13 protein-coding genes are annotated in these 11,312 nt (G+C 44.6%); 7 read left to right on the forward strand and 6 right to left on the reverse strand.

The features are described 5' to 3' along the window. Nucleotides 1–8: 8 nt before the first annotated feature. The 4 genes from ABIE26_RS12180 to mutL are packed head-to-tail and all read right to left on the reverse strand — an operon-like array spanning nucleotide 9 to nucleotide 4,601. The gene (locus tag ABIE26_RS12180; RefSeq protein ID WP_310142584.1) at nucleotides 9–1,118 is read right to left on the reverse strand and encodes an endonuclease/exonuclease/phosphatase family protein; all 1,110 of its coding nucleotides are present in this window, start codon (nucleotides 1,116–1,118) and stop codon (nucleotides 9–11) included. Continuing rightward, complete coding sequence (locus ABIE26_RS12185; RefSeq protein WP_310142582.1) at nucleotides 1,118–1,981, reverse strand: rhomboid family intramembrane serine protease; 864 nt, start codon at nucleotides 1,979–1,981, stop codon at nucleotides 1,118–1,120. The genes ABIE26_RS12180 and ABIE26_RS12185 overlap by 1 nt, the downstream gene beginning before the upstream one ends. Then, nucleotides 1,974–2,723 carry a rhomboid family intramembrane serine protease gene (locus ABIE26_RS12190; protein WP_310142580.1) on the reverse strand — a complete coding sequence of 250 codons (750 nt, stop codon included), beginning with the start codon at nucleotides 2,721–2,723 and terminating at the stop codon, nucleotides 1,974–1,976. Before ABIE26_RS12190 ends, ABIE26_RS12185 begins: the two co-directional genes overlap by 8 nt. Nucleotides 2,724–2,729: 6 nt before the next feature. Continuing rightward, complete coding sequence (mutL, locus tag ABIE26_RS12195) at nucleotides 2,730–4,601, reverse strand: DNA mismatch repair endonuclease MutL (RefSeq protein ID WP_310142577.1); 1,872 nt, start codon at nucleotides 4,599–4,601, stop codon at nucleotides 2,730–2,732. A gap of 98 nt (nucleotides 4,602–4,699) precedes the next feature. Between mutL and ABIE26_RS12200 the strand changes: the two genes are divergently transcribed. Next, entirely contained in the window at nucleotides 4,700–6,523 is a 1,824-nt protein-coding gene (locus ABIE26_RS12200; protein ID WP_310142574.1) for a serine hydrolase domain-containing protein, read from the forward strand. A 2-nt stretch (nucleotides 6,524–6,525) separates the two neighbouring features. Here the strand turns inward: ABIE26_RS12200 and ABIE26_RS12205 are convergent, their stop codons facing one another. Beyond that, a complete protein-coding gene (locus tag ABIE26_RS12205; RefSeq protein WP_310142572.1) occupies nucleotides 6,526–7,488 on the reverse strand; it encodes an isopenicillin N synthase family dioxygenase in 963 nt (320 codons plus the stop codon). Nucleotides 7,489–7,618: 130 nt separating this feature from the next. On the opposite strand from ABIE26_RS12205, the gene msrA reads away from it, so the two are divergent. From msrA to ABIE26_RS12230, 5 genes are all read left to right on the forward strand, one after another. Next, on the forward strand, nucleotides 7,619–8,218 hold the full coding sequence (gene msrA, locus ABIE26_RS12210) for a peptide-methionine (S)-S-oxide reductase MsrA (RefSeq protein WP_310142570.1): 600 nt from the start codon (nucleotides 7,619–7,621) through the stop codon (nucleotides 8,216–8,218). 88 nt (nucleotides 8,219–8,306) lie between these two features. After that, entirely contained in the window at nucleotides 8,307–8,774 is a 468-nt protein-coding gene (locus tag ABIE26_RS12215; RefSeq protein ID WP_310142568.1) for a copper resistance protein NlpE, read from the forward strand. A gap of 54 nt (nucleotides 8,775–8,828) precedes the next feature. Continuing rightward, nucleotides 8,829–9,698, forward strand: coding sequence for an alpha/beta hydrolase fold domain-containing protein (locus ABIE26_RS12220; RefSeq protein ID WP_310142566.1), 870 nt, complete (start codon nucleotides 8,829–8,831; stop codon nucleotides 9,696–9,698). 85 nt (nucleotides 9,699–9,783) lie between these two features. Then, a complete protein-coding gene (locus tag ABIE26_RS12225) occupies nucleotides 9,784–10,368 on the forward strand; it encodes an outer membrane beta-barrel protein (RefSeq protein ID WP_310142564.1) in 585 nt (194 codons plus the stop codon). Between the two features lie 120 nt (nucleotides 10,369–10,488). Then, the gene (locus tag ABIE26_RS12230) at nucleotides 10,489–10,752 is read left to right on the forward strand and encodes a 4a-hydroxytetrahydrobiopterin dehydratase (RefSeq protein ID WP_310142562.1); all 264 of its coding nucleotides are present in this window, start codon (nucleotides 10,489–10,491) and stop codon (nucleotides 10,750–10,752) included. Nucleotides 10,753–10,754: 2 nt separating this feature from the next. On the opposite strand, the gene ABIE26_RS12235 is transcribed toward ABIE26_RS12230, so the two are convergent. Beyond that, nucleotides 10,755–11,021, reverse strand: a complete 267-nt coding sequence (locus ABIE26_RS12235; RefSeq protein WP_310142560.1) for a DUF6266 family protein — start codon at nucleotides 11,019–11,021, stop codon at nucleotides 10,755–10,757. 70 nt (nucleotides 11,022–11,091) lie between these two features. Between ABIE26_RS12235 and ABIE26_RS12240 the strand changes: the two genes are divergently transcribed. Further along, the gene (locus tag ABIE26_RS12240; protein ID WP_310142557.1) at nucleotides 11,092–11,244 is read left to right on the forward strand and encodes a hypothetical protein; all 153 of its coding nucleotides are present in this window, start codon (nucleotides 11,092–11,094) and stop codon (nucleotides 11,242–11,244) included. Nucleotides 11,245–11,312: the final 68 nt, after the last annotated feature.

Genomic DNA, 11,312 nt, shown 5'->3' on the forward strand with positions numbered 1-11,312 from the left:
TAAATATTTTAAGGATTTAATCTCAAATCGCTGCGAACAGGAAAATGATCTGACAATCGCGCACCAATGATGCGGTAATTCATTACATCTATGTCCTGCGTGGTTGCAATATAATCGATCTGAAAGTTCGGGAACTTACCGTTGTAAGTCTTACCGAAACCTGTCCCTTGTTCTTTAAAAGTATTTTTAAGTGATTTTGTGAGTTGAGTTACAGCATAGGACGCCGGCGTATCGTTAAAATCTCCGGCAATCAGGAAGGGCGTTTTACAGGTAGCCATGTGTGCTTTCATCACATCAACCTGTGCGCTGCGTTTTAAAAAAGCCCTTCTCAGCATTACCAGAATCCTTTTTGAAGGATAAAGTTCAGGATCCATCTTTTGTTTCACCTGATCGATGTAATTGTAGTCCTGTTTATCGAAAGAAATGGATTGCAGGTGTACATTATAGATACGCATTGTTTTTTTGCCAACCAGGATATCAATAAAGATACTCCCATTGCCCCAGCCATTTACAAATTGGATCTCTCCTTTATCCTGAATAGGATATTTGGAAAAGATAGCCAGTCCGGTAGCTTCGTAATCATTTTGGGAAGAGGGTACAAAATAATAGTACGGGTTTTTCAGGATCCTTTTCAGGCTATCGGTAATGTCGAACTTCCCTTTCCTTCGGGTAAAATATTCCTGAAAGCAGATCACATCGGGGTTTTCTTCTTCTATCAGTTCCAGCATCTGCTGTTTCACAGACTCTACATTTTCCTGGCCATAGGGTTTAAAGCTATGAACATTATAGGTCATTACCCGGATCAGGTTAGGATCGGCTTTAGGGCCCAGGCCTTCAGTACCAATAAAGCCAAAGGTGGTGGTGAGCGATCTCCAGCCGATCAGGATCAGCAAAAGTGTAGCGAAAGCGAAAGACCACCTGCCCCTGAAGCACCACCAGACAATCATGAGTATATTGAGCAGCAGGATATAAGGATAGGCCAGGCCAAAAAAAGCGATCAGTTTTTGCTTACGCGGATCCCACATGCCTGCCACAATACCCAGTGCAAGGGCAATGAGCAAGGCAAGTGCACCTAAGCGAACAATCTGATCTACAAACGTTGGTTTACCTTTCTTCATTAATGCTTGCTAGCTTTAAACAGTGTTTCCTTTTCTTCTTTATTGAGTTTATCATATCCTGTTTTAGAAATCTTATCCAGGATCCTGTCTATTTCTTCCTGATTTACTTTATCAGGTTGTTTTTTGTTTCCTGTCCTGGAAGATTCGTTTCTTACCACCTTTAATTTTGGCTTGCGTTTAAATATGTTGCTCCAATCGGTCCCGCCCCTCAACAGCTTGATGTAGGCAAAGCCGAAAACCGCTCCACCCAGGTGCGCAAAGCTGCCTCCGGCATCTTTGGTAGCAATACCAATAATATCCAGCACGATATAAGCGAGGGCCAGGTATTTCAGCTTGACATCGCCCAAAAACAGCAAACGCATGCTGTAATCGGGCACCAGCGTAGCTGTAGCTACAATAATGGCCATAACGGATGCAGAAGCACCGATAACCGTTGCTACCGGCAGCGCCGTAGCAAACACCGGAAAAACATTATAAGCGGCAAGGAAAACCAGGGCGCCGGCAAAACCTCCGGCCAGGTATACAAAATGGAACTGCCGGGGTTTCAGGAAATCCAGAAAGATCCTGCCCATCCAATACAGCCACAGCATATTGAAAAGGATATGCAGCAGGCCATCATGGAAAAACTGGTAGGTTAAAATGGTATAAAACCTGTACGGCAGCTTAACTATCGAAGCCGGGAAACCGGCATATTCCCTGATCCAGGCCTCATAAGCTATTCCTCCTTTGCCGGAGAGGAAAAATGGGATATTGATCAGCGCAAATGCTACGAAAATAAGGATATTAACCCCTATATAGAAGAATAAAGGGTTGCCTGATTGAAATACTTTATATTTTAGATCTTTAAACAGGTTATTATTCATAATAAGTATAAAATCTATCGTTGTTTTTATCGCCCCAGATCTTGACCAGGATAAAGCCCAGCAATGCACCTCCGAGGTGGGCATAATGGGCTATGGAATCGCCCGGGACTTTTGCCACGCCCAGAGAAAGCTCCATCAGAATATACACAGGAATAAGGTACTTGGCCTTGATCGGAACAGGAATGAACATGACATACATTTCTGTATTGGGATATAACATTCCAAAAGCCACCAGCAAACCAAAAATGGCGCCTGATGCGCCTACCATTGGTGCGCCGTAGGTTCCCAGCAAGGTATCGGATGCCGACTTTGTCAATCCCGGGATCTGAATATTGCCCTGGATATACCCCCCTTGGTGCACAAGATCGGTAATTGGTACGTTGGTAACCATACCTGTAATCTGATAAACTTCATAAGCCTGAACTACCATTTGCAGGGCTACGGCCCCCAGGCCGGTAATCAGGTAAAAGTTAATGAAACGTTTGGTTCCCCACCTGGTTTCCAATACACCGCCAAACATAAACAGGGCAAACATATTGAAAAAGATGTGCAAAAAATCGCCATGCATAAACATGTAGGTAAGCAGCTGCCATACGCGGAAGAACGGAGAATCGAAATAGAAAGCGCCAAGCATATAATCAAGGTCGACCCCTATATTCTTCATTACATACTTCGCGGCAAAAAACAGCACGTTAATGATCAGCAGGTTTTTTACTACGGGCGGGATATGGATGTTGTTCATTTATTCTTATTTATCAAATTTTTTATCAAGTTCGGCCAGGCCGATGGTTTGGATCACCGGCTTTCCGCTAATACTAAAGTTAGGGGTTTTACAGGCAAAAAGCTGCTCTATCAGGGTGTTCATTTCTTCCTGCCCCAATACTGTGCCATTTTTGATGGCACTATTCCTGGCCATGCTTCTGGCCAGTGCATCCCTTTTGTCCAGTTTCAGCTCCTGCTGAGAGTTTTTAAAGCCTTCAATCAGGTGCTCAAAAAGCTGTGTTTCGTTAATGTTACTGCCCCCCAGATCTACCGGGATCCCTTCAATCACTAACGTATTTTTACCGAATTCTCTTACTTCAAAGCCCAAACTTTTTATATCGTCCAGTAAGCTTTTGGCCAGTTCATAGTCGTTCGGGCTCAAAGTAACGGTTTGTGGGAAAAGACTTTGCTGAGAAGCTCCTTTTCTGTCTTCCAGGTGCAGTGTAAAACGTTCGTAAAGTATCCTTTCGTGTGCAGCCTGCTGATCAATGAGCATTAAACCCGACTTGATCTGCGAAATGATGTAGCGGTTGTGCAGCTGCATCAGCTGTTTTTGCACAGGGCTAAACTGGTGCTCGGACTCCTGTCCGGGCAAGTCAAGGGCCGACTGTTCTGCCGGACTATGGTTTGCAATCTCATATAGGCTTCCCCAGTTCTTTGTACTGGGCTGTATATTCCCTCTGCCGCCACTGTAGTTTTTAGGAAAACTGGCATAGGCCGACTCCCGGGTAACGGCAGGTTTATCTTCTGCAAAAGGGTTAAAATCCGGATTAAAGCTGATGCTCGGTGGTATAATTTCTTCGGGTGCTTTATGGGTAATCATACCGCTAAAGCCTGTTTCCTGGTCAAAATCTATGGTCGGGCTGATGTTGAACCTACCCAGCGACCTTTTTACAGCCGAATGCAGGATCGCATAGATGGATTTCTCGTCCAGGTACTTGATCTCTGTTTTTGTGGGGTGCACATTCACATCAATATTTGCCGGATCTATATCTATGAACAGCACATACAAAGGAAAATGGTCATCTGCCAGCAGCTCTTCATAAGCTTTGTTTACCGCGTGGTTTAAATAAGCATCTTTAATGAAGCGGTTGTTGACAAAAAAGAACTGCTCGCCCCTCGTTTTTTTTGCGTATTCAGGTTTTCCAATATAGCCCTTTAAATTGATGATACTGGTTTCCTCTTCTACCGGGATAAGCCTTTCGTTATAATTGTTGCCAAATAAATGTACGATACGCTGCTTTAATACCGAAGAGGGCAGACGGTAGATCTCTACACCATCATGGTGCAGACTGAAGGCTATAGCCGGATGGGCAAGGGCCACACGCTGAAATTCATCAATGATGTGCCGCATTTCAGCGGGATTGCTTTTCAAGAAGTTGCGCCTTGCAGGTGTATTGTAAAAAAGGTTTTTGACACTGATACTGGTTCCTTCGGCAGTTGCTGCGGGTTCCTGGTTCAGTACGGCAGAGCCCTCAATCTGAATGACGGTACCCAGTTCTTCATCGTGCTTCCGGGTTTTCATTTCTACCTGCGCAATTGCAGCAATAGAAGCCATTGCTTCGCCTCTGAAGCCCATGGTACGGATGGCAAAAAGGTCTTCTGCCTTGCGCACTTTAGATGTGGCATGACGTTCAAAACACATGCGCGCATCAGTAACACTCATCCCGGAACCATTGTCGATCACCTGGATCAGCGCTTTCCCCGCATCCTTAACAATCAATTGTATTTTATTTGCCCCCGCATCTATGGCGTTCTCTAATAGTTCTTTTACTGCCGATGCCGGCCGTTGTACCACCTCGCCTGCGGCAATCTGGTTAGCAATGCTATCGGGTAAAAGCTGTATAATATCTGACATTTATCAATCTTCGGTAAAGTTGCTAATTTAGGGAAAATATGCCTCATCCGGGATTTCATTCCCGAATAATTTGTCATCATTTTCCTATCTTTAGCCTTATGAAACCTTTTCTTATCACATCCATCAAGATTGCCATCTGCTTTTTTCCGCTATTTACCCTCAGTGCCTGCGCACAGGTACACCAGCAAAATGAGCAGCAGCTGGCCATATTGAACAGCATCAGCAGCAATACGGTACTGTTAAATAACCAGAACAATATTGTTCCACTGATGAAGCTGGACAAAAAGAACATCGCATCGGTTTCGCTGGGCTTCAGCCATCAACAGGTTTTTGACAGCCTGCTGAACAAATATGCAAAAGTAAGCCCCTACGCTTCAGCCCAGTACCAGGCCGACGCAAACCTGAACAACCTGGAAGATGACCTTAAATATTTCAACACCGTTATTATAGCGCTTCCCTCATCGGAGGCACAAAATCCCAGAAATACCAGTTTCATTGCCAGCCTTTCCAAAAGCAAGCAGGTGGTTATTGCGTTGTTTGGGGAAGCCGCTGCCCTTTCAGCTTTTGATGCGCTGACCAGTCCCATTATCTGGACAGACCAGAATACCGTTAATGCAGCTGCAGTGGTTCCGCAGGCCATATTTGGTGGCATTGCTATCAACAAAAAACTGGCAGCCAATGTATCCGGCAAATATACTGCAGGCTCCGGCTTTATCACTACTAAAACAAGGCTTAAATATACCGTTCCGGAAGATGCGGGTGTGAACAGCAACAACCTGACAGCTATTGACGATATTGCTGCCGAAACCATCAGGGCCCAGGCCGCGCCAGGCATGGTAGTGCTGGTGGCTAAAGATGGCAAAGTAATTTTCAACAAAGCCTACGGCAATCATACTTACAATACCGCCGAATATCCGGACAAGGTGACCGATATTTTTGACCTGGCCTCTTTAACCAAAACAACGGCCACAACGCCAACAGTAATGCGTTTATTTGAGGAGCAGAAACTAAAACTGGACACCAATGTGGGCGCTTATATTCCCAGGGCAAGGACAACGCCGATGAACAGCGTCAGCGTACGTGAAGTGATGCTCCACCAGGCAGGCTTCATCCCTTATATCCCTTTTCACAATTCCATACAAACCGGCGATTACAGCAGGGATTCGAGTGCAGCCTACCCTACAAAGGTGGCCGACAACTACTTCGTCAGAAAAAACTACTTTAAGGATGTGATGTGGCCAAAGATGATCAATTCGCCCATCAAAACCAGGGGCAGCTATGTGTACAGCGACATCAGTATGTATGTGATGAAAGAGATCTCGGAACGATTAAGCGGTATCCCCCTGGATCAGTATGTACAGGATAATTTCTACAAGCCTTTGGGCATGCAAACTGCGGGCTTTTTACCAAGGAACCGCTTTGAGCGAAACCAGATCGTTCCTACCGAACAGGATACCTATTTCAGAAAGACCTTGCTGCAGGGTTACGTGCACGACCAGGGAGCTGCCCTTGCTGGTGGCGTATCGGGCCATGCCGGTCTGTTTGCCAGTGCCAATGATGTGGCCATCATTTACCAGATGCTGCTCAACAAAGGCAGTTATGGCGGCGAACAGTACTTTAAACCTCAGACGGTGGATATGTTTACTACCAGGCAGTCGGATGTAAGCCGCCGCGGTTTGGGCTTCGACAGGTGGGACCCCGACCTGAGCAAAAAATATCCTTCAGAGCTGGCTTCAGCGCAGACCTACGGACATACAGGCTACACCGGTACCTGCATCTGGGTAGACCCCTCACGAGGGCTGGTTTACGTTTTTCTTTCCAACCGCGTAAACCCTGCTGTTAGCGATAAGCTCATCAACATGAGGATCAGGGGCCGGATACAGGATGTAATCAATAAAGCAATAGATAAAGGATTAAATTAGGGCTATTTTTTTAGCCCTATTTCCCTTAACCTTTCATCCAGGTACTCACCCGCAGTCATATCCGTATAGGCTTTCGGATGTTCGGCATCAATACAGGATTCCAGACAAGTTAAGTCCATGTCACTTCTGGGGTGCAGGAAGAAAGGTACTGAAAAACGTGATGTTTTCATCAGCTCACGCGGCGGGTTTACCACACGGTGGGTGGTCGATTTCAGCTTGTTGTTGGTTAAGCGCTGCAGCATATCGCCTACGTTAACTACAATATCGGTATGGTGCGCTTTAATGGGCAGCCATTCGTTACTGCGGGTAAGCACTTCCAGTCCATCGGCACTGGCACCAATCAGCAAAGTGATCAGATTGATATCTTCATGTGCACCTGCCCTTACCGCATCGTCTGGCAAAGCATCCGGGTTTTCAATCGGGAAATAATGAATTCCCCTTAAAATGGAATTGCCATTGTGTACCTGCTTATCAAAATAATCTACGGGCAGGTTTAAATAGGTAGCGATGGCCCGCAGCAGGTGTTTTCCATTGTTTTCCAGTGCTACATAGATCTCACGGGTCACCTCGTTAAACTCCGGGATCTCGGCAAGGTATTCATTGTCCGGGTATTGTTCTTTTATCGGATCGCCATCTGTCACCTCCTGTCCTATCTGCCAGAATTCTTTCAGGTCGGCCGTTTTGGCTCCTTTTGCCGTTTCTTTACCCGGACTGGTATAACCGCGCTGACCGGCAAGCTCTGCTTTTTCGTATTGCTGTTTCTGCTCAGGTGTTAGCCTGAATGCAGCCTGTATGTTTTGGTACAGTTTATCAATCAGCTGCTGGCTTACACCATGATTGGTAATGGTCACAAAGCCGGAATCATGGAATGCCCTGCCCAGTTCATCAGAAAATTTTTTACGTTGTTCATCATTTCCGTTAATGTATGAACCCAGGTCTAAACATGGAATATAAGGTGTTGACATCGCTTTCTTTTTATAGGTAATATCAAGCTAATGTAAGAAAAATCGGAATAAACATGAATTGAAAAACTAAAAGCGCTGATGTTGCGTAACTTTAACAGAGAGATGGTTCTCTGGCACAGAATTTTAAGTTATGAAGTATTTATCAGTTATGGTTTTGATCCTTTTATCGATGAACGCTGCAGATGCACAATCGAAAAAACTACAAAAAGCAACTTTTGGCATGGGCTGCTTCTGGTGTTCCGAGGCATTGTTCCAGCGGTTGAATGGCGTGGCATCTGTCCGCTCGGGCTATGAAGGCGGCAATGTTGCCAATCCTTCCTATGAAGATGTTTGCACAGGAACTACAGGCCATGCCGAGGTGATAGAGGTGACTTACGACCCCTCAAAAATCAAATATGAGGAGCTGCTGGAAGTTTTCTGGAAAAGCCATGATCCTACTACATTAAACCGCCAGGGTGCAGACGTAGGAACACAATACCGTTCTGTTATCTTTTACCATAACGAAGAACAGAAACAGCTGGCTGAAAAATATAAAAAGGAGCTAAACGATACCAGGGCCTTTGATAAACCGGTGGTTACGGCCATCAGCAAGGCGGCCCCGTTTTATGTGGCAGAAAATTATCACCAGGATTACTTCAACAAAAATGGCAGCGCACCTTATTGCCGCATGGTGATCCTGCCAAAGATGGAGAAGCTGGAAAAACTTTTTAAGGCCAGGCTTAAGCACTAATCCGGAGCCGCAAAGATTTTTCCTGCCGCTGATATGATAATTTAAAATTATCCGTTGTTAGTTATTAACTAAATATCCGATTAAGGAAATGAAAAAACTATTGCTTACGCTGTCACTGGCTTCGATACTGATCTGGAGTTGTAACAATGAAACAAAATCTTCTGCTGCAGATACAACTACGATTTCCAACACGGCTGATACCACCAAGACAGATTATACCGCAACAGCTGACCCACACAATGCGCAGACTTCACTGGATTGGAATGGAACTTATAAAGGTATTACCCCCTGCGCTGATTGCGAAGGGATAGAGACCGAGGTTACCTTAAACCCCGACATGAGCTTTCTGATCAAAACAAAATACAAAGGAAAAAGCGACAAGGTTTATGAAGAGAAAGGCAAGTTTAAATGGGATGCAACGGGCAGTAAAGTTACATTGGAAACCGTTGATCATCACCGGCTGTTTTTTGTAGGGGAAAATACGCTTACCCAGCTGGATATGGATGGCAATAAGGTAACCGGCGCCCTGGCAGACAGCTATGTGCTAAAAAAATAATTTACCGGGAGTTCTGTTTAATAATGTCACTATATTCGTATAAAAACTTATACCGTGAATTACAGAACGCTGCTTTTAACCTGCCTTTTACTTGCCTGTGGCCTGTATGGCTCTGCCCAGCTTAAAGAAACCTTTGTATATAGCACAAAAGATACCCTTACCCTAAAACTCGACATTTACAGCAACCAGGACCTGCAGGTTAAAAAGCCCTGCATCATTTTTGCTTTTGGCGGTGGCTTTATCCGGGGCACACGGGATGACAAGTATTACCTGGATTATTTTAAAAAGCTGGTTGAGCACAACTACAAAGTGATCTCCATTGATTACAGGTTAGGCCTGAAAGGCGAAAAATGGCCCACGGTTTTCAATACCAGCGTTCTCAAAAACGCCATTGCCTATGCAGTAGAGGACCTGTACGATGCCACAAGCTACCTGATTACCAATGCAGACAAGCTGGGTATTGATACCTCGGTGGTGATCCTTTCCGGATCGAGCGCCGGAGCAGTGACCAGTTTGCAGGCCGACTGGGAGAAAAGGAACAACACTGCCATCAGTCAGAAATTGCCGCAAGGTTTTCAATACAAGGGCGTAATTGCATTTGCGGGTACCATTTTAAGCTATACCGGCAAACCTGGCTATAAAATACCGCCTGCGCCTACCATGATGTTCCATGGCACCAACGATAAGGTTGTGATTTACAACAAAGTTAAACTGTTTAACCGGGGCATGTTTGGTTCCAGGTACCTGGCCAGCCTTTTTAAAAAACAGAATTATCCTTATTATTTTAAGTCTGTAAACGGTATAGGGCATGACATTGCCGGCACGCCCATGCACGAGAACCTGGACGACATACTTTGGTTCATCCGGACTTATATAGAGCAGAAGAAGCCCTACCAAATGGAAGTAGATTTTAAATCATTGTAATTTTTCTCTACAGCTAGTCCCCTCTCCATTTCCAATTGTATTAATTGATAAATGAAGAAACCTAATTGTAGAAAAAAAAACACAAATGATGAAATCACTATCGTACATTACAATGCTTACTTTGCTGCTAACGGTTAAGGGTTATGCACAAAACACTAAAGGTCCGGTTGTCCATGTTGGCGGCAAAGTGGGCGGGCTTTTAACCAGGGCAACAGGAACGGATATCGACAGCAAACGAAAATGGGGTTATCAGATCGGCGGCTATGCATCGGTCGACCTTGTACCCCGCCTGGGTGTGCAGGCCGAAGCTGTTTACAGCCGCAGCAGGTTCCTGCTTACCAGTGCCGAAAATCCGGAGAAAGATAACACCATCCTTAAAACCTGGGATTTCCCGGTATTGCTACGCTTAAATGCCGGAGAGGCTTTTACGTTCAACATAGGGCCTCAATTCAGTCATTTTATTTCATCCAAAGGTTACCGGTCTGAAATCAGGGACAAGGACTTCGCAAACGATAAAATATCTTTCGTTGCTGGGGTTGAACTGGGCTCAAAAACTACCGGTGGCAGACTTTACGCCCGGTACAACTGGAACAATAAAAACCTGGGCGCCCTCATTAACGGAGGGAAAACAGATCAGTTTCAGTTTGGGTTGCTGCTCCCTTTCCTTTAATCCAATAACAAAGCCCCTGAATTTATCGCTCAGGGGCTTTGTATAATTTAGCCTAAACCTTATTCCGTTTATTTTTGTTTTAGCAGAAGACTGCAATACAGCAGCCCCTTATTTACCGTCATGGAAAAGATCTTGCAGAAACAATGGGAAGAAAGAGATAAAAAATTGTATAAGGCTGTGATCTTTAAAGATTTTCAGGAGGCCTTTACTTTTATGGTACGTGTGGCCTTCCTGGCCGAAAAAAACAACCATCACCCCAAATGGACCAATGAATGGAATAAAGTAGAAATCTGGCTGTCCACTCATGATGCAGGGAATGTAGTTACCGAAAAAGACAGGAACCTGGCCAAAGAGATCGATAAATTGCTGGAGCCATCAGCGTAGGATTAACCCATAAAAATCTCCCCTAAATACACACTTGTACTTACCGCATTCCCTTGCGCATTTACAAAATGCTGCCAACAATGAACCGTATCGCCGGTATACGCTGCAGGCAGTTGAAATATTGCCTCTTTATCCCCTCTTTGCGCCACATCTTCAAAACTTACAAAAGCCGGCTTTGCCAGGTTATACACCACAATTGTAGCCTTATCATCGTCATTGTTAAAGATAGTAGCATTGGCATTATCCCATTTAATGTGCAGTACCTTCATTATTTTGCTGGATAATTTTATAAAGAATTAACGGAGAGGTTATTTTAAGTTGATTAATTACATCAAAAAGATGAAAGAAAAATCTATTACCCCGCCTTTTAAAAATGAGTATTTCACGCGTGAAGAAGCGCTGGCAATTGTAAACCAGTCATCAAAAATACCAGAAACAGCATTTGAAAGGTCATTCCTTGCTTTTGCCAGAAACGACACCCGATGTTTGTGAATAAATAAACGGACAACATTATATGGAGTTCATTCCAGCCTTAAAAATATCTATTTTCCAAGCAATGA

Source organism: Pedobacter africanus (assembly GCF_040548825.1).
GTDB classification, from domain to species: Bacteria; Bacteroidota; Bacteroidia; order Sphingobacteriales; family Sphingobacteriaceae; genus Pedobacter; species Pedobacter africanus_A.

Coding starts and splice junctions, on each gene's coding strand:
- ABIE26_RS12180 (WP_310142584.1), bottom strand. CDS start 1,118: ATGAAGAAAGGTAAACCAACGTTTGTAGATCAGATTGTTCGCTTAGGT.
- ABIE26_RS12185 (WP_310142582.1), bottom strand. CDS start 1,981: ATGAATAATAACCTGTTTAAAGATCTAAAATATAAAGTATTTCAATCA.
- ABIE26_RS12190 (WP_310142580.1), bottom strand. CDS start 2,723: ATGAACAACATCCATATCCCGCCCGTAGTAAAAAACCTGCTGATCATT.
- mutL (WP_310142577.1), bottom strand. CDS start 4,601: ATGTCAGATATTATACAGCTTTTACCCGATAGCATTGCTAACCAGATT.
- ABIE26_RS12200 (WP_310142574.1), top strand. CDS start 4,700: ATGAAACCTTTTCTTATCACATCCATCAAGATTGCCATCTGCTTTTTT.
- ABIE26_RS12205 (WP_310142572.1), bottom strand. CDS start 7,488: ATGTCAACACCTTATATTCCATGTTTAGACCTGGGTTCATACATTAAC.
- msrA (WP_310142570.1), top strand. CDS start 7,619: ATGAAGTATTTATCAGTTATGGTTTTGATCCTTTTATCGATGAACGCT.
- ABIE26_RS12215 (WP_310142568.1), top strand. CDS start 8,307: ATGAAAAAACTATTGCTTACGCTGTCACTGGCTTCGATACTGATCTGG.
- ABIE26_RS12225 (WP_310142564.1), top strand. CDS start 9,784: ATGATGAAATCACTATCGTACATTACAATGCTTACTTTGCTGCTAACG.
- ABIE26_RS12230 (WP_310142562.1), top strand. CDS start 10,489: ATGGAAAAGATCTTGCAGAAACAATGGGAAGAAAGAGATAAAAAATTG.
- ABIE26_RS12235 (WP_310142560.1), bottom strand. CDS start 11,021: ATGAAGGTACTGCACATTAAATGGGATAATGCCAATGCTACTATCTTT.
- ABIE26_RS12240 (WP_310142557.1), top strand. CDS start 11,092: ATGAAAGAAAAATCTATTACCCCGCCTTTTAAAAATGAGTATTTCACG.